Source organism: Corynebacterium uberis (assembly GCF_020616335.1).
In the GTDB taxonomy this organism is placed as follows: domain Bacteria; phylum Actinomycetota; class Actinomycetes; order Mycobacteriales; family Mycobacteriaceae; genus Corynebacterium; species Corynebacterium uberis.
The window spans coordinates 1,155,300-1,173,197 of record NZ_CP085051.1 but is presented as its reverse complement, the minus strand read 5'-3'; the positions used below and the strand labels follow the sequence as shown (position 1 = coordinate 1,173,197).

Below are 17,898 nucleotides of genomic sequence, written 5' to 3'. Positions count from 1 at the left end.
CCCTCTGCTCTACCTCCGCGGCCTGCACATCAACTCCACTCCGCGATGCACCGCTCGGCAGCATCACTACAGGCAGCCACGGTCCACTCCGCTTCCCGGTCCTGCGCCCACACCGCGCCCAGCACCGTACGCAGTGCCTGCATGCTTGTCGACGCCCCCGTGCCTCCGCGAAGCTCCACCCGCGCACCCGCAGGCGCCACCTGAGCCACAAAGTCGCCCTGAGGCTGCGGGCGCAGCGAGTCCGGGGCGTCGAAAAGCCCGCCCAAATCCGCGGCGAGATACGTGGGACGATCCTGCGGCGGTGCCGCAATGAGATCCCGCTGCCGCGAGACCCCCGTCATCACATGCAACGTGGGCATCTGTGCGTTGTTTCCACCCCGGATATCCGTATCCAAGCGATCTCCAACGGCCAAGGGGCGCTGCGCGCCCACCGAACGGGCCGCAGCCTCAAACATCGCCGGCTCCGGCTTGCCCGCAGATGTCGGCGAAATCCCCGTCGCACTGACCACAGCTGCCACCATGGAGCCATTACCCACCATCAGCCCGCGATCCGACGGCAATGACGAGTCCAGATTCGACGCGATATACCGCGCCCCCGCGCGCAAGGCCAACGCGGCCTCGGACAACTGCGCCCACCCGGTTTCCGGATTATGCCCGTGCAACACAACCTCCGGAGGGCCCTGCGGATCCTCCATACCAGAGACCACAACCAGGCCGGCATCCTCAGCCAACTGCTTAAACGACGGGCTGCCCAACACCAGCGCCCGCGCGCCCGACCCGCTGACCTGCGCCGCCAACTCCGCAGCCACCTGTGCCGAGGTCACCACCTGGCGGGAATCCGCCTTCAGCCCGATGGCCTGGAGCATCTGCGCCACGTCCGCGGGCGCACGCGAAGCATTATTGGTCACGTACAGGGCGTCCACGCCGCTGGCAACGATCGCCTCCACCGCCCCCGCGATGGCGCGGCCAGACTCCCAGACAGTGCCGTCAAGATCCAATAGCAGGGCATCGGTTATATCTTTGAGCTGCGTCACTGATCCAATTCCTCCAGCCGTGCCGCCGCATCCAAGAGCTCATCTCGATCATTCTCCCGGCAATGCTCAAACCAACGGCGGGCCTCCGCCACCCGGCCTACCGCCAACAGCGCATCCGCATACGCGTAGCTCAACCGAGCCGCAACGTAGCCCGAGGACTCCAACGACGGACCCAAACGCTCGAGCGTCACCACCGCCGCCTCATCCTGGCCCAGATCCCTCCTGGCACCGGCAGCAACAATGGCCAACTCCACGGCCGAGGCAGGATCCAGCTCTGCCGCCTCAGGGCTACGTGACAACTCCACCGCCTTCAAAGGGCGACCCAACGCGCGCTCGCAATCAGCCATGATGGCCAACAAGCCAGGTCCCCCGCTCATCCTGCGCGCAGCACGAAGCTCCGACAGCGCCTCTTTCCACTCCCCCGCGCGATACGCAGCAATGCCGTTGGTCTCCCGGGCCACCGAGACCCTACCGGCGCGATCCTTCGCCGCCCGCGCATGGCGCAGAGCCAACTGCGGATCATCCTCCATCAGAGTCGCAGCCATGATCATGTGCTTAGCCACGGCATCCGCATTGACCTTGGACAAAACCTTGAGGTCCTGGAGCACCAGCGGATCCAAGTCACGGACGTCAATATCATCCGGGAGATCAGGCTCCGATTGGCGCTTATTCAGCCGTTCTTCCCGAAAACCCGACCGCTGCGGATTGAGCCGCCCCTTGCCCTCATCGCGGCCGGCGCCCCCGCGCTGCCCGTGACCGCGGCGCTGGCCTGGCCCGCCGTGTGAGCCCCGGGCGCCGCCGCGGGAGCCGCCTCTCGAGTTTCCGCGGGGACCCCCACCGCGCCCTGTTCCGCCGCGGCCTGCACTACCTCGGCCAGCGCCGCTTCGGCCTCCCGAGGGCCGGCCGGAATTCCCGCCGTTTTCGCGGGAGTCGCCGTTTTCGCCCCGAGAGTATTGACCACCGCGATGTTCCATCATTCTCCTTGTCATCTAGGCCTAGCCCAATCACGACGGGGAAGAAGATACGCACTTCCCCACATACAGACCGTGCCTCGTCACAACCGTAAACACCGCAAGTCTAGCCCACGCCCTGACAGCCAAGAACTACTGTGCGGGTGTTGTGGGTATAAAAAAAGTGTGGGTGGCATGCCACGAAGTCAACAGACTCCACAACACACCACCCACACCAACATTAAGTTAAAGGCCGGCAGCAACCTACTCTCCCACACCCTCCCGAGTGCAGTACCATCAGCGTGAAACGGGCTTAGCTTCCGGGTTCGAAAAGGGACCGGGCGTGACCCCGCCACCATCAACCACCGACACAACCAAAAAACAACCAACCAGCACAAGCCAACAAGCCATGCCAGACACTGCACAGTGGACGCAAACACCCATAATACTCTTGCACAACAACAACGATTGTTGTGTTACTCGGCGAATTAGTACCAGTCACCTCCACCACTTACATGGCTTCCAGATCTAGCCTATCAACCCCGTCATCTACAGGACACCTCAAACGAAACCTCATCTCAAAACAGGCTTCCCGCTTAGATGCTTTCAGCGGTTATCCCTCCCGTACGTAGCCAACCAGCCCTACCCTTGGCAGAATAACTGGCACACCAGAGGTACGTCCGTCCCGGTCCTCTCGTACTAGGGACAGCCTTTCTCAAGTTTCAACGCGCGCGGCGGATAGAGACCGAACTGTCTCACGACGTTCTAAACCCAGCTCGCGTGCCGCTTTAATGGGCGAACAGCCCAACCCTTGGGACCTACTCCAGCCCCAGGATGCGACGAGCCGACATCGAGGTGCCAAACCATCCCGTCGATATGGACTCTTGGGGAAGATCAGCCTGTTATCCCCGGGGTACCTTTTATCCGTTGAGCGACACCACATCCACAAGTAGGTGCCGGATCACTAGTCCCGACTTTCGTCCCTGCTCGAGCCGTCACTCTCACAGTCAAGCTCCCTTATACACTTACACTCAACACTTGATTGCCAACCAAGCTGAGGGAACCTTTGGGCGCCTCCGTTACCATTTAGGAGGCAACCGCCCCAGTTAAACTACCCACCAGGCACTGTCCCCAACCCAGATCATGGGCCAAGGTTAAGATGCCCGATCCGACCAGAGTGGTATTTCACTTGCCGACTCCACACCAACTAGCGTCAATGCTTCAACGTCTCCCACCTATACTACACAAATCGAACCAAACACCAATACCAAGCTATAGTGAAGGTCCCGGGGTCTTTTCGTCCTGCCGCGCGTAACGAGCATCTTTACTCGTACTGCAATTTCACCGGGCCTGTGGTTGAGACAGCAGGGAAGTCGTTACGCCATTCGTGCAGGTCGGAACTTACCCGACAAGGAATTTCGCTACCTTAGGATGGTTATAGTTACCACCGCCGTTTACTGGGGCTTAAATTCTCCGCTTCGACCCACAAGGGATCTAACAGGTCCTCTTAACCTTCCAGCACCGGGCAGGCGTCAGTCCGTATACATCAACTTCAACGTTTTCGCACGGACCTGTGTTTTTAATAAACAGTCGCTTCCCTCTATCCTCTGCGCCCACACACAGCACAACCACCGCACAGGATGATGCACCACACATGGGCCCCCTTCTCCCGAAGTTACGGGGGCAATTTGCCGAATTCCTTAACCACAGTTCACCCGAACGCCTTAGTATACTCTACTCGACTACCTGTGTCGGTTTAGGGTACGGGCCGTACATGCACTCGCTAGAGGCTTTTCTCGACAGCACAGGATCACTGACATCACCCTCAAAAAAGGCTACGCATCACGCCTCAGGTTTAACATGGCACGGATTTACCTACACCACACCCTACACGCTTACACCACAATCCAATAAGTGGCCCAGCTACCCTACTGCGTCACCCCATCACTTGGCTACTACCAGATCAGGCCCTGCGCACCACCACCAACAACACACACCCAAAAAGGGCATGCGACAAAGCCAGTGACAGCAGGCAGTTAGTATCCCTGATTCACCATGGACGCACACACACGGGTACGGGAATATCAACCCGTTAACCATCGACTACGCCTGTCGGCCTCGCCTTAGGCCCCGACTCACCCTGGGAAGACGAACTTGACCCAGGAACCCTTAGTCATACGGCGGGTAAGATTCTCACTTACCACTCGTTACTCATGCCTGCATTCTCACTCGCACACACTCCACACCACGCTCACACGGACGCTTCAACACATGCACGACGCTCCCCTACCCAACAAGCCAAAAGACTTGCTGCCGCGGCTTCGGCGGTGTACTTCAGCCCCACTACATTGTCGGCGCAGAACCACTCGACCAGTGAGCTATTACGCACTCTTTCAAGGATGGCTGCTTCTAAGCCAACCTCCTGGCTGTCTTCGCGATCCCACATCCTTTTCCACTTAGTACACCCTTAGGGGCCTTAGCCGGCGATCTGGGCTGTTTCCCTCTCGACCAATGGAGCTTATCCCCCACAGTCTCACTGCCATGCACCACTTAACCGGCATTCGGAGTTTGGCTGATGTTGCTAAGATGATAGTCCCGCTCAACCAACCAGTAGCTCTACCTCCGGCAAGCTAACACAACGCTGCACCTAAATGCATTTCGGGGAGAACCAGCTATCACGGAGTTTGATTAGCCTTTCACCCCTACCCACAACTCATCCCCTCAGTTTTCAACCTAAGTGGGTTCGCGCCTCCACGACGTCTTACCATCGCTTCACACTGGCCATGGGTAGATCACCCCGCTTCGGGTCCAGAACATGCCACTAAAAACACCCAATTAGGATTCGCTTTCGCTACGACTACCCCACACGGGTTAACCTCGCGACATGCCGCTGACTCGCAGGCTCATTCTTCAAAAGGCACGCCATCACCCCACAGTCAAGGCTCTGACGGATTGTCAACACACGGTTTCAGGTACTATTTCACTCCCCTCCCGGGGTACTTTTCACCATTCCCTCACGGTACTCAATCCGCTATCGGTCACACTGAGTATTCAGGCTTACCGGGTGGTCCCGGCAGATTCACAGCAGATTCCACGAGCCCGCTGCTACTCGGGTAAACACATTAGCGCCACACATGATGATTCACGTACAGGACTCTCACCTACTCCGGCAGGCCATTCCAAACCACTTCCGCTTCACCACGCACAAAAACGCCGACAGGCTGACAGACCCATCACACATGCACCCACAACCCCACACACGCAAACCCTGCCAAGTATCACACGCATGCAGTTTAGCCATTCGTCCGCGTTCGTTCGCCACTACTAACGGAATCACTATTGTTTTCTTCTCCTACGGGTACTGAGATGTTTCACTTCCCCGCGTAACCCCCACAACCACTATGAATTCATGGAAGGGTGACCACCAACAACGATGGCCGGGTTTCCCCATTCGGACATCCTCGGATCAACGCTTAGTTGCCAACTCCCCGAGGCTTAACGCAGACTCACACGTCCTTCATCGGCTCAGTATGCCAAGGCATCCACCGTGTGCCTTAAAAAACACAACAAACAATTTACACAAGAATAAAGATGCTCGCGTCCACTATACAGTTCTCACACAACCCATCAACCTGCAACCAACCACCACGAAAACACGGCAGCCAGCCTACTGGCCGATCAACGACACCACACACAACAAGCATGCCATGCCAGACACCCAACAACGCACCAACATACAACACGATTTTGCCATCACCATCCCACAGACGTGGCATGCGATCCACCCAGAAAACAAAATAAATAAACAAAACTCCTTAGAAAGGAGGTGATCCAGCCGCACCTTCCGGTACGGCTACCTTGTTACGACTTCGTCCCAATCGCCGATCCCACCTTCGACCACTCCCCCCAGAAAACTGGTTGGGCCATGGGCTTCGGGTGTTACCAACTTTCATGACGTGACGGGCGGTGTGTACAAGGCCCGGGAACGTATTCACCGCAGCGTTGCTGATCTGCGATTACTAGCGACTCCGACTTCATGGGGTCGAGTTGCAGACCCCAATCCGAACTAAGGCCGGCTTTAAAAGGATTAGCTCCACCTCACGGTCTCGCAACCTACTGTACCGACCATTGTAGCATGTGTGAAGCCCTGGGCATAAGGGGCATGATGATTTGACGTCATCCCCACCTTCCTCCGAGTTAACCCCGGCAGTCTCTCATGAGTCCCCACCACAACGTGCTGGCAACATAAGACAAGGGTTGCGCTCGTTGCGGGACTTAACCCAACATCTCACGACACGAGCTGACGACAACCATGCACCACCTGTACACCGACCACAAAGGGAAGACACATCTCTGCGCCGATCCAGTGCATGTCAAACCCAGGTAAGGTTCTTCGCGTTGCATCGAATTAATCCACATGCTCCGCCGCTTGTGCGGGCCCCCGTCAATTCCTTTGAGTTTTAGCCTTGCGGCCGTACTCCCCAGGCGGGGCGCTTAATGCGTTAGCTACGGCACGAAAGTCGTGGAAGACCCTCACACCTAGCGCCCACCGTTTACGGCATGGACTACCAGGGTATCTAATCCTGTTCGCTACCCATGCTTTCGCTCCTCAGCGTCAGTAACTGCCCAGTAACCTGCCTTCGCCATCGGTGTTCCTCCTGATATCTGCGCATTCCACCGCTACACCAGGAATTCCAGTTACCCCTACAGTACTCAAGTTATGCCCGTATCGCCTGCACGCCCGGAGTTAAGCCCCGGAATTTCACAGACGACGCGACAAACCACCTACGAGCTCTTTACGCCCAGTAAATCCGGACAACGCTCGCACCCTACGTATTACCGCGGCTGCTGGCACGTAGTTAGCCGGTGCTTCTTCTCACGGTACCGTCACAAAAAGCTTCGTCCCATGCGAAAGGAGTTTACAACCCGAAGGCCGTCATCCCCCACGCGGCGTCGCTGCATCAGGCTTGCGCCCATTGTGCAATATTCCCCACTGCTGCCTCCCGTAGGAGTCTGGGCCGTATCTCAGTCCCAATGTGGCCGTCCGCCCTCTCAGGCCGGCTACCCGTCGCCGCCTTGGTAGGCCATTACCCCACCAACAAGCTGATAGGCCGCGAGCTCATCCCTGACCGCAAAAGCTTTCCACCACCGACACTAAACGATGGTCCTATCCGGTATTAGACCCAGTTTCCCAGGCTTATCCCAAAGTCAAGGGCAGATCACCCACGTGTTACTCACCCGTTCGCCACTCGAGTACCCCCTGCAAGCAGGAGGCCTTTCCGTTCGACTTGCATGTGTTAAGCACGCCGCCAGCGTTCGTCCTGAGCCAGGATCAAACTCTCCACAAAAGGCTCGTGAAAAGCCAAAACCTAGCAAAAAAGAAAAACTGACAAGAAAAATAATCAAAACAACAATCATCACTGCCAGCCAACAACAACCACCACAACCAAATTGTGGCACTTATTTAACGTGGCCGTTACACCACGCTGGCACACACCAACCAACCCCACCCATACAAAGCAGAGCCAGCTGAAACAATGACAACAAAATCAAAAAAGTACATTGGTACGCTATTGAGTTCTCACACAACACACCCACACAGAATCCAACCACCACAACAGTGACCAAACCCCACCGGGTACGTAGGCCGCTAACATTAACACCAGGCAAACAAACAAGTCAACCCAGCCACACCGACTCACAAACAACCAAGCCGGCCCGCAGCGACTCGCATAAAGCTACACACCCCCACCACACAACACAAACCACCAGGTCAACAGGGGTTACCTGCGATGCTAGAAGATGCGTCGAGCCGCCGGCCCCGGGCACAGATTCATCATCGTTGGTTCGGGGAACCCGTGTCGCGCGGCAGCTTCACGGATAGCCGTTGCCGTCTGTTGCGCCTCCGGCTCCCGCACCAACGCAATGATGGTCCCGCCGAAACCACCGCCAGTCATGCGGGCCCCGAGGGCGCCCGCGGTGCGGGCCGCCTGGACCGCACTCTCCAATTCTGGCGTAACTACCTCAAAGTCATCACGCAACGAATCATGACTGGCGTTCATCAACGCTCCCAGTTCAGTGAAGTCCTCGCGCTCCAGAGCGGCGGCCGCCTGCTCGGTTCGCGCAATCTCGGTGGTGACATGCCGCACTCTGCGCTCAGCCAGAGCTTGACGCTCCGGATCTGTTCCCGCCCACGCACGCGCGGCCTCGGCGACACCGGAATCCCGGAAGGTGCCCTGCCAGCTTGCCCCGATGGCGTCGATAAGCCCCCTGCGCGAACCATACTGGCCGGAAGAGTGCGAATGGGACACATTGGTGTTGGCACCGAGAAGTCGCAGGCCATGGGCTTCCAGGTCGCAGGGGATCAGGCGATGCGCGTCAGCCAGAAAGTCGATGAGCAGGGCCTGGCCAGGCGCGCAGAACAGACTGGCGCGTTGGTCCAGACCGCCCGTAGAAGCACCCACGACCTCATTTTCCGCCCGAATCGCCGCAAGCATAAGGGTGTGGCGATCCTCCTGCGACAGCGGCTGCCCTAGCGCAAGCTCGCAGGAAGCGATGCCCACCGCACATTCCAGGGCGGCAGAACTAGACAGCCCTGAGCCCAAAGGGACATCACTGACCAAGGCCAGATCCATACCCGACACCGGCAGCCCCGCCTGCTGCAAGGACCACACCGTGCCTGCCACGTAGCCCATCCAGCCCAATTGGTCGTGCCCGGCAACCTCGCTGAGCGCTACCTCGCCCTTGAGCACGGTGCCGTCGGGAGCCTGCGAGACCGCACGAATGAGATCGTCCGAGCGCCGACGCGCTGCCACCTTGGTGGTCAGCGTCAACGCGAAAGGCATGCTCAGGCCGTCAGCGTAGTCCACGTGCTCGCCGATGAGGTTGACGCGCCCCGGGGCCTCCCAAACCCCTTCCGGATCCTGGCCCCACTGTTCGCGGAAAAGCGCAACGACGGCGGTATCTGCACTGCTGAGCTGGCTATTCATCATCCACTCCCATCTTGGAACGAAGCGTGGCGGCGATGACCTCCGGGGTGGTGTCATTAATCCACACCCCCATGCCGGATTCTGAGCCGGCGAGATACTTCATCCGGTGCGGCGACCGCATCAACGAAAACAGCTGCAAATGCAGGCGGCCGAAGGGCCGGTCCTGCTCCCCCACAGGAGCTTGATTCCACGCTGCGATATACGGAGTTTTATCCACGCCCTCAAAGAACTGATCCACCGCGGGGAAAATGCGGACCAAAAGTGCTGCTAGATCATCGCGTTCCTCATCGGTCAACGCCGGAAAATCCGGAACATTGCGCCGCGGCATGACCACCAGCTCCAGGGGCCACCGGGCCGCAGCCGGGGTGTAGACAACAAAGTGTGTGGTGGCGGTGATGATGCGCGAGCGAGCATCCAGCTCTGATTGCAACACATCGTCAAAAAGGTCCCGGCCAGTGCGCTCACGGTGCTGCCGCGCCGACTGGACAATCGCAGCCGTTCGCGGCGGAAGGAACGGATAAGAGTAGATCTGCCCATGCGGGTGGTGCAGGGTGACACCAATTTCCTCACCCCGGTTTTCAAAGGGGAATACCACCTCGACGCCCGGAATGCGGGACAATTCCGCAGTGCGGTGCGCCCAGACGTCGATAAGCATGCGAATACGCTGCGGCTCTAGTGTGGCGAATGACGCCTCCGCATCCGGGGTGAAGCAGACCACCTCGCATCGCGCCGCGGCCGGCCTTTGCGGGAAAAGCTCTTGGCCGTCAACACAGAATTCATAGTCATCCGGGATAACCATGTGCGTGCTCAAGGAGGGGAAGCGGTTTTCAAATACCGCCACCTGATAGTCATCGGCGGGAATCTCACTGGGCAGCATGCCGGGGCGAGTCGGCGCCAAAGGGTCCTCATTGGCCGGAGGCAAAAAGGTTCGGTTCTGCCGATGAGCAGCAAAGATCACCCATTGACCTGTGAGCGGATCCCGGCGCATGTCCGAATCCGTATCCACGCGTGGAAGTCCACGCCCATCAACGGTCTGGCGCTCGGGCGCGCCCGGTAGATCGAAGTAGATAAGCTCGCGCCCATCCGATAGCTGGGTTCGCGTGACACGAACGTCCATAAGAAAACTCCCTTTGCAGTCAGCGCACCAGAAACGTGTATCCCGTCCGGGAATCTAGCTAGATACGGCGACCGGGGTATCGCCCTCGCCTGCCGGTTCTTGCACAATGATGGGGCGCAGCCGCGCCCAGGCCAAGAATCCCGCGGCAACGACGAGCAGTGCCACGCCCGTCCACAAATTATCGGAAGAGTTCTTTTGCACCGCGGCGTCCGGATTCACGCCCGGGTCAAGGACAAAACTGCACACCACCAGAATGGCGCCGTAGATGCCCAACAGGATGGAAATGACGTTGCGGATATCAAAGGCGCCCGCACTATGCTTCCGTGTTCCCTGCGTGGACTCCGCGGGCTTTTCCGGCACAGCGCTGTGAGCAGCCGGTTCAGATGCGTGGGTGTTCATGGGGTCTCCCATCGAAGAAGTCAGATGTGCAGGACGCGTATTTTTAGACATGTTCAGTTACTCCCTGCGCATCTAGAAGAATGCGATATTCAAAGCGATGACCAACGCCAAGCACACCATACCCAGTGGAACCGTGCGGGCGTACCAGGGCCGCGTGGCCTCTGCTGGGTCCACAAGCTGTTCGTGGGGCGTTACCGAATAGACAAAGCCCACCAGCTCCGCGTCGGGTTTCGGCTGGGTAAACAGCGTCACCACAACCGAGGCGACAATGTCCACCACGAATGCAATCGACGCGGCGATAAACGCGGTGCCCTGGCCTTCGAGGTCAAACAGGGCTCCGGAGACCTCGGCAACCTCCGCAAAGTACCAGTAGACGATCGCCGAGGCCGTGCCCAAGACCAGGCCGACCCAGCCGGCGTGCGGGGTCATCCGCTTCCAGAACATGCCCAGCAAGAACGTGGCAAACAGCGGGGCATTGAAGAACCCGAACAGGGTCTGCAGATAATCCATGACGTTGCCGTAGTTCGAGGCAATCAACGCCGTGAAGATGGCGATGACAGTAGCCACCACGGTGGCGATGCGGCCGAAACGCAAGTAGTACTCGTCCGGCTTGTCCTTGATGACGTAGGTCTGCCAGAGGTCATAGCTCATCACTGTGTTGAAGGCGGAGATGTTCGCGGCCATGCCCGCCATGAAGGCGGCCAGCAGTCCCGCAATGCCCACGCCGAGCAGACCATTGGGCAACAGGTCGCGCATGAGGTACAAGATGGCATCGTTGGGTTCTCCGCTGCCATCCATAATCGGCGTGACAATCGTCGCAGCAACCATGCCCGGGATGACCACCAGGAAAGGAATGAGCATTTTGGGGAACGCACCGATAATCGGCGTGCGCCGCGCCGCCGACATCGACTCGGCAGCCATCGAGCGCTGAACCTCCACGAAATTCGTGGTCCAATACCCAAAGGAAAGCACAAAGCCCAGGCCGAACACGATGCCCACAGCCGACCACACCGGAGAATCAAAACCAGAAATCGCCTGCCCCGGCCAGGTAGAAAAGTGACCGGCCGGCAGCGACTCCTTGAGCCCCGACCAGCCGCCAACCCGGTGCAAACCAATGATAGTCAACGGCAGCAGTGCGGCCACGATGACAAAGAACTGCAGCACCTCGTTGTAGATCGCCGCCGACAGCCCGCCCAAGGTGATGTAGGACACGACGATGACCGCGGCGACAATCAGCGTCACCCACAGCGGCCACCCGAGCAGCGAGTTAACCACCTTGGCCAACAGCAGCAAGTTCACACCCGCGATGAGCAGCTGGGCGATGGCGAAAGACAGTGCGTTGACCAGGTGCGCCCCGGAGCCGAAACGCCGCCGCATGAACTCCGGAACCGACCGGACCTTTGAGCCATAGTAGAAGGGCATCATGACAATGCCCAGGAAAACCATGGCAGGGACGGCGCCAATCCAGAAGTAGTGCATGGTTTGGAAACCATATTGCACGCCATTAGCGGAGTGGCCGATAATTTCCACCGCTCCAAGATTGGCCGAAATGAACGCCAACCCGGTCACCCACGCGGGTAGGCCGCGCCCGGACAAGAAGAAGTCGATGGATGAGGAGACGCGCCGCTTTGCCGCCCAACCAATCGACAGAACAAACAGGAAGTAGATGGCTACCAGCGTGTAGTCAACCCAGCTGGCATCGAGCCTGAGCACTGATTGTGCAGTATCCATAGCTGCTCTTTCGTGTGAAATAGACAGAAAAATTTAGTCAAAATCTACGAAGCGTATGAAGTTGTAGGTTTTCCTCTTGGTTTCTCACCGATTCTCACCGATTCCCACCGGTTCCCCCGGCTCCCGGCGGCAGAGCCCGGATGCACGCGCCGCGATGCATTCCTCCAGGGACCACATCCGGCCATCGGTGCCATCTGCACAAGCTGCTTACTGGTGGGTGGCCGCGACGGTCCAGCGGAACTCGGCGCTGCCCTGCGGCTTGAGGCGCAGCAGGTCTACCCCGCTGGCGAGCGCGTTGGGTGGGGCGCTCATGGGCTCTACCGCAAGGTGACGCTCCGGGGAGGTGTAAATCTGCACCCACCCCAGGGTGTCATCACAGGTAAGCCTCACGCCTTGACCGTCCGGGCCGGACAGCGTGAATTCGGCACCTTCTGCGTCGCCGCTCACCTCGTCGGCTGCATCGGCGCGTCCCGCAGCACGATCGAGCACAAACGCATGGTCAAGCTCAACACCTCCCATGTCCAGCATCCGGGGTCCCCAGGCCCGCAGGTCGCCGGCGGGGCGCATGCGCTGGTCGAGCGGAAGGTTGCGCATGTGCGGACCGGCCAGAACACATTCGTCAAGGTTGTGACCTTGAGCCTCAAGGTAGGTGTGGGCCCCAAAGGCGAAGGGGCAGTCACTATCTGCGGTGTTCACCACCCGCGCCACCCCGGTCAGACCGTCGTGGTCAAGGTGGTAGTCCACGGTTAGCTCCAGGCGCCAGGGCCACCCGGGCCGGGGGCCCAACGTCATGGCGACCCGTGCGCTGGCCGGGCTGGTGCGCGTCACCTCGCCGACGAGCCTGTCCGTGAAACCGTGAATCGCGTTGTCCCGCTCCGGCTCGGTGATCTCAAGCTGGTGGTGCTGCCCGTCGAAGGTGAAGGCTCCGTCGGCTACCCGATTAGGCCAAGGGGCAAGGATGACGTTGCAGGATTCCGGTGGATGGGTACCAGCTGCAAATCCGCGCAGAAGGGGTCTTCCGCCGTAGGTGAACTGGCGTACTGCGGCGCCAGAACCGCTGATTATTGCCTGGTAGTCACCGTATTCTATGGCTACTTCAGGAATCGGCGTTTCCGCCTGGGGATCCGGTTGTGTGCATTCCATTTCCGGTGTTCCTTCATCAGTGCAGCGGTTGAGTGCCGCGATTGTAAAAAAGTCCTGGCAAGGGTGCGCATCACAGGGGAGGCCACTGCGCAGCGAACTCTTGCCCTTCAGTTGTCACCCCACCTAGTAAACCACCACGAAAGGTGGGGGGAATAACAATGGGGGTGCTCCGGGGGCAGGTCGCTCCCGGGGCACCCCCATTGAGGTGTACCTTTTGGTCACATTAGGCGCGGTGAACGCCGGCGAAGTTCTTCTTTCCGCGGCGCAGGACGGCCCACGTCCCGTGAAGAAAGTCTGCGTCCGTGACCTCTGCGTCCTCGGCTTCGACGCGAGCGTTGTTCAGGTAGACGCCGCCTTCCTTGATTGCTCGGCGCGCGGCACCCCGGGAGGGGCACAGTTCCGCCGCGACGAGCAGGTCCACTACCGCGCGGGGGTCGTCGTCTCCAAGGTCAACGACGGTGGTCTCCCCCACCGCGGAGGCCAAGGTCTGGGCGTCGAGGTCGCTAAGTTCCGCGCGCCCGAAGAGCGCCTGGGAGGCGAGCTCTACGGCCTCGGTGGCTTGCGCGCCGTGGACCAGGGTGGTCATCTCGCGGGCGAGGGTGCGTTGCGCTTGGCGCAGGTGCGGCTGGTTTTCCACCTGCTGCTCAAGCTCGGCGAGTTCGTCGCGGTCCAGGAAGGTAAACCAGCGCAGGTAGCGGATGACGTCCGCGTCTGCGGTGTTAATAAAGTACTGGTACCAGCGGTATGGGCTGGTCATCTCCGGGTCGAGCCAGAGCGATCCACCGCCGGTGGACTTGCCAAACTTCTTGCCTTCGGAGTCGGTGACCAGCGGCACGGTGACGGCGTGGACGCGCTCCCCGCGTACGCGGCGCACTAGGTCTACCCCGGCGACGAGGTTTCCCCATTGGTCACCGCCGCCGACCTGCAGGTCCACGCCGTAGGTGTCATGAAGTTGCAGGTAGTCGTTTGCCTGCAAGAGCATGTAGGAGAACTCGGTGTAGGAGATTCCGTCAGATTCCAGGCGCCGGCGCACGGTTTCCCGGTTGAGCATGGTGTTCAGCGAGAAGTGCTTACCGATGTCGCGCAGGAACTCGATGGTGCCCAGGTTGGCCGTCCACTCGTTGTTGTTGACCAGTTTTGCTGCGTGGTCGCCGTCAAAGGAGACGAAGCGGGACAGCTGGCCGGAGATGCGCTGCGCCCAGTCGGCGACGGTGTCTGCGTCATTCATGCTGCGCTCGCCGACGTCGCGCGGGTCCCCGATCATGCCGGTGGCCCCGCCTGCCAGCACAATCGGGGTGTGGCCTGCGCGTTGGAAGCGGGCCAGCATCAGCAGCGGGACGAGGTGCCCGGCGTGCAGGGACGGTCCGGTGGGATCGAATCCCGCATAAACGGCAAGCGGACCTTGGGCAAGGCGCTGACGAAGCGCATCAAGATCGGTGGACTGGTTGATCAGCCCTCGCCAGGACAATTCATCAATGATATCCATGTCTGGGACGTGTACTCCTTGCGTTGTTAAAGAAGGAAAACTAGTTGCTGCGCGGCCACGAGATGGCTTCATCAATGAGCAAAACAGGGATGCCATCTTCAATGGGGTAGGCGATCCCCAGCCGCGGGTTGACCAGCACTTGTTCTTCTTCCACATAGTCCAGTGGGCCCTTATCACGCGGGCAGGCCAGGACTTCCAGCAGCATCGGATCAAGACTCATGGTCACTGATCCTACCTGCCGGAATGTCCTGGCCTTCAGCGGAGGGGGCTAGCTGTTGCGTACGGGGGTGCTCCCCCATTGGCGCGCGCTAGCGCACGCTTCCTCGACGCGACGCCGTTGCTGTGCAACCTGCGTGCCGGCAGTACCGCCACGGGTATCGCGCGAGGCAATCGCCCCATCCACGGTGAGCACCTCACGGACCTGCGGTGAAAGCCGCTTATCGACGCCGCGGAGCTCAGCGTCGGTCAGCTCCGCAAGGCCGACCCCGCGCTGCTCTGCCAGCCGTACGCACGCCCCGGAGGCCTCGTGCGCCTCGCGGAAGGGCACGCCCTGGCGAACCATCCATTCGGCCAAGTCCGTGGCCAGGGTGTACCCTGCCGGTGCGAGTTCGCGCATGCGGTCCTCATGGAACTCCAGTGTGGACACCAGCCCGGTCATCGCAGGCAGCAGCAGCGTCAGCTGCGCGACCGAATCAATGACCGGCTCCTTGTCTTCCTGAAGATCCCGGTTGTAGGCCAGCGGTTGCGCCTTGAGGGTGGCCATCAGGCCCGCCAGGTTGCCAATCAGCCGACCGGTCTTGCCGCGAGTCAATTCCGGGATATCCGGATTCTTCTTCTGCGGCATGATCGAGCTGCCGGTTGACCACGCATCAGACAGCGTGACATACCCAAACTCGGGCGTTGACCAGGCGATGATCTCCTCGGCTAGCCGCGACATATCCACCGCGATCTGGGCGAGCACATAGGCCGCCTCCGCGGCGAAATCCCGCGAAGAGGTCGCATCGATGGAGTTGTCGGCGGCGTGGTCAAAGCCGAGTTCCTCCGCGATGGCCTCAGGATCCAGGTGCAGGGAGCTGCCCGCCAACGCGCCGGAGCCGTAGGGGGACTCCGCCAGGCGCCCGTCCAGGTCACGCAACCGCTGGATGTCCCGCAGCAGCGGGTGGGCATGCGCGAGCAACTGGTGTGCCAGCAGCACAGGCTGGGCGGCTTGGAAGTGTGTTTTGCCCGGCATGACTGCGTCGGGGTGGGCACCTGCCTGCGCCACGAGGGCGTCGATAAGCTCCGTGACGGCAACGGCGACCTCGCGGATCGCGTCGCGCAACCACATCCGAAACAGCGTGGCCACCTGGTCATTGCGGGATCGACCCGCACGCAGCCGGCCGCCGAGCTCTGCGCCCACGCGCTCAATCAGGCCGCGCTCCATGGCACCGTGGACATCCTCATCCGTGGGCGCGGGGGTAAACGCGCCGCTGGCAACGTCACGGCCCAGCTGCTCCAATCCCGCCAGCATCGCGTCCTTATCCGCATCGCTGAGCAGGCCCGCGGCGTGGAGCACCCGCGCGTGGGCCTTCGAGGCCAGCACGTCATAGGGGGCGAGGACCCAGTCGAAATGGGTGGACACGCTCAGGGCAAACATCGCCTCCGCCGGGCCGCCGGCAAAGCGCCCGCCCCACAGAGCACCCTGATTCGTGCCGTGCCGCGCCGGCGCGCTGTTGGCCGGCGTACCCGTGGCCTGCGTACCCGTGGCCGGTGTGGTCGTGTGGGAATTATCCATCTACTGCGCCGCCTTCCGATCCCGCTCGTTGGCAATCTTGGTGGACAGACCGTGCAACTGCACAAACCCCTTGGACAGGGTCTGGTCAAACGCGTCGCCGGTGTCGTAGGTCGCCAGGTTGAAGTCGTAGAGGGACTGCTCGGAGCGCCGCCCGTTAACGGTGATGGACCCGGCCTTCATCTCCATCCGGATATCGCCGGTGACGTGGGTCTGCGTCGACGCGATGAACGCGTCCAGGGACTTCTTCAGCGGGCTGTACCACAGGCCGTCGTAGACCTCCTCCGACCAGCGGGCATCCACCAGCCGCTTGTACCGGGCCAGCTCCCGCTCCAGGGTGACATCCTCCAGCGCCTGGTGGGCGGTGATCAGCGCGATGGCGCCGGGTGCCTCATAGACCTCGCGGGACTTAATGCCCACGAGCCGGTCTTCGACCATGTCCAGCCGGCCCACGCCCTGTGCGCCGGCGCGCCGGTTGAGCACCTCGATGGCCTGCAGCGGCGTGACCGCGGTGCCGTCAATGGCCACCGGAATGCCCTGCTTGAAGGAGATGATGACCTCATCGGGGGCGTTACCCAGCGCGGGATCCTCGGTATAGGCGTAGATGTCCTTGGTGGGCGCATTCCACAGGTCCTCAAGGTAGCCGGTTTCTACCGCGCGGCCCCACACATTTTGGTCAATGGAAAACGGCGAGGACGCCGACTGCTCGATGGGAAGGTCAATTTCTTCCGCAAAGGCAATAGCCTTGTCCCGAGTCCAGGCATAGTCCCGGGCCGGGGCAACAATCTCTAGCTCCGGGGCCGTGGCCATGAAGCTGACTTCAAAGCGCACCTGGTCATTTCCCTTACCCGTGCAGCCGTGGGCAACGTGGGTGCCACCAAACTCCGCCGCGGCGGCCACCAGATGTTTCACAATGAGCGGCCGCGAAATGGCAGAGACCAACGGGTATTGCTTCATATACAAGCCATTGGATTGGACGGTGGGCATGCAGTAGTCGGAGGCGAATTCATCCTTGGCGTCGATGACCACGGACTCGACCGCCCCGCAGTCGAGAGCACGCTGCCGCACCGATTCCATGTCCTCGCCGCCCTGCCCCAGGTCGAGGGATACGGCAACAACCTCAGCATCCAGCATTTTGCCCAGGTACGGGATGGCCACGGAGGTATCCAAACCGCCGGAGTACGCGAGGATCACACGATTAGTCATAGTAGGTCAATCTCCTTGAAAAGTCAGTGAGTGTGTGCGAGCAAAGCTCGGTGAAAAACAGTGGTGTGGGTC

The 17,898-nt window shown here is 60.4% G+C and carries 12 protein-coding genes and 3 rRNA genes; all 15 read right to left on the bottom strand.

Translation table 11 applies throughout. From position 1 onward, the window contains the following. Positions 1 to 29 precede the first annotated feature (29 nt). The 15 genes from LH390_RS05465 to LH390_RS05395 all read right to left on the bottom strand — a co-directional run bounded on the left by LH390_RS05465 (position 30) and on the right by LH390_RS05395 (position 17,826). Positions 30 to 1,034 carry an HAD-IIA family hydrolase gene (locus LH390_RS05465; protein WP_227282255.1) on the bottom strand — a complete coding sequence of 335 codons (1,005 nt, stop codon included), beginning with the start codon at positions 1,032 to 1,034 and terminating at the stop codon, positions 30 to 32. Beyond that, on the bottom strand, positions 1,031 to 2,011 hold the full coding sequence (locus tag LH390_RS05460; RefSeq protein ID WP_399524701.1) for a tetratricopeptide repeat protein: 981 nt from the start codon (positions 2,009 to 2,011) through the stop codon (positions 1,031 to 1,033). Before LH390_RS05460 ends, LH390_RS05465 begins: the two co-directional genes overlap by 4 nt. A gap of 224 nt (positions 2,012 to 2,235) precedes the next feature. After that, a 5S ribosomal RNA gene (gene rrf / locus LH390_RS05455) occupies positions 2,236 to 2,354 on the bottom strand. A gap of 97 nt (positions 2,355 to 2,451) precedes the next feature. Continuing rightward, positions 2,452 to 5,553 (bottom strand): 23S ribosomal RNA (locus LH390_RS05450). Between the two features lie 6 nt (positions 5,554 to 5,559). Further along, complete coding sequence (locus LH390_RS05445; protein WP_227288208.1) at positions 5,560 to 5,793, bottom strand: hypothetical protein; 234 nt, start codon at positions 5,791 to 5,793, stop codon at positions 5,560 to 5,562. A gap of 10 nt (positions 5,794 to 5,803) precedes the next feature. After that, positions 5,804 to 7,332, bottom strand: a 16S ribosomal RNA gene (locus LH390_RS05440). The 16S, 23S and 5S rRNA genes sit together here, the layout of an rRNA operon. A 447-nt stretch (positions 7,333 to 7,779) precedes the next feature. Then, positions 7,780 to 8,976: a galactokinase gene (gene galK / locus LH390_RS05435; protein ID WP_227282257.1), complete on the bottom strand. Its 1,197-nt coding sequence runs from the start codon at positions 8,974 to 8,976 to the stop codon at positions 7,780 to 7,782. After that, the gene (gene galT, locus LH390_RS05430; RefSeq protein ID WP_227288292.1) at positions 8,966 to 10,090 is read right to left on the bottom strand and encodes a galactose-1-phosphate uridylyltransferase; all 1,125 of its coding nucleotides are present in this window, start codon (positions 10,088 to 10,090) and stop codon (positions 8,966 to 8,968) included. The genes galK and galT overlap by 11 nt, the downstream gene beginning before the upstream one ends. A 54-nt stretch (positions 10,091 to 10,144) precedes the next feature. Further along, on the bottom strand, positions 10,145 to 10,489 hold the full coding sequence (locus tag LH390_RS05425; protein ID WP_227282259.1) for a hypothetical protein: 345 nt from the start codon (positions 10,487 to 10,489) through the stop codon (positions 10,145 to 10,147). A gap of 72 nt (positions 10,490 to 10,561) precedes the next feature. Continuing rightward, a complete protein-coding gene (locus tag LH390_RS05420) occupies positions 10,562 to 12,220 on the bottom strand; it encodes a sodium:solute symporter family protein (RefSeq protein WP_227282260.1) in 1,659 nt (552 codons plus the stop codon). A gap of 207 nt (positions 12,221 to 12,427) precedes the next feature. After that, on the bottom strand, positions 12,428 to 13,363 hold the full coding sequence (locus tag LH390_RS05415) for an aldose epimerase family protein (RefSeq protein ID WP_227282261.1): 936 nt from the start codon (positions 13,361 to 13,363) through the stop codon (positions 12,428 to 12,430). A gap of 223 nt (positions 13,364 to 13,586) precedes the next feature. Next, positions 13,587 to 14,849 (bottom strand): tyrosine--tRNA ligase, encoded by a 1,263-nt coding sequence (gene tyrS / locus LH390_RS05410; RefSeq protein ID WP_227282262.1) that lies wholly within the window; start codon positions 14,847 to 14,849, stop codon positions 13,587 to 13,589. 40 nt (positions 14,850 to 14,889) lie between these two features. After that, complete coding sequence (locus LH390_RS05405) at positions 14,890 to 15,069, bottom strand: Trm112 family protein (RefSeq protein ID WP_227282263.1); 180 nt, start codon at positions 15,067 to 15,069, stop codon at positions 14,890 to 14,892. A 48-nt stretch (positions 15,070 to 15,117) separates the two neighbouring features. Next, entirely contained in the window at positions 15,118 to 16,623 is a 1,506-nt protein-coding gene (argH, locus tag LH390_RS05400) for an argininosuccinate lyase (protein ID WP_227282264.1), read from the bottom strand. Next, positions 16,624 to 17,826 carry an argininosuccinate synthase gene (locus LH390_RS05395; protein WP_227282265.1) on the bottom strand — a complete coding sequence of 401 codons (1,203 nt, stop codon included), beginning with the start codon at positions 17,824 to 17,826 and terminating at the stop codon, positions 16,624 to 16,626. Positions 17,827 to 17,898 lie beyond the last annotated feature (72 nt).

Coding starts and splice junctions, on each gene's coding strand:
- LH390_RS05460 (WP_399524701.1), bottom strand. CDS start 2,011: ATGATGGAACATCGCGGTGGTCAATACTCTCGGGGCGAAAACGGCGAC.
- galK (WP_227282257.1), bottom strand. CDS start 8,976: ATGATGAATAGCCAGCTCAGCAGTGCAGATACCGCCGTCGTTGCGCTT.
- galT (WP_227288292.1), bottom strand. CDS start 10,090: ATGGACGTTCGTGTCACGCGAACCCAGCTATCGGATGGGCGCGAGCTT.
- LH390_RS05425 (WP_227282259.1), bottom strand. CDS start 10,489: ATGAACACCCACGCATCTGAACCGGCTGCTCACAGCGCTGTGCCGGAA.
- LH390_RS05420 (WP_227282260.1), bottom strand. CDS start 12,220: ATGGATACTGCACAATCAGTGCTCAGGCTCGATGCCAGCTGGGTTGAC.
- LH390_RS05415 (WP_227282261.1), bottom strand. CDS start 13,363: ATGGAATGCACACAACCGGATCCCCAGGCGGAAACGCCGATTCCTGAA.
- tyrS (WP_227282262.1), bottom strand. CDS start 14,849: ATGGATATCATTGATGAATTGTCCTGGCGAGGGCTGATCAACCAGTCC.
- LH390_RS05405 (WP_227282263.1), bottom strand. CDS start 15,069: ATGAGTCTTGATCCGATGCTGCTGGAAGTCCTGGCCTGCCCGCGTGAT.
- argH (WP_227282264.1), bottom strand. CDS start 16,623: ATGGATAATTCCCACACGACCACACCGGCCACGGGTACGCAGGCCACG.
- LH390_RS05395 (WP_227282265.1), bottom strand. CDS start 17,826: ATGACTAATCGTGTGATCCTCGCGTACTCCGGCGGTTTGGATACCTCC.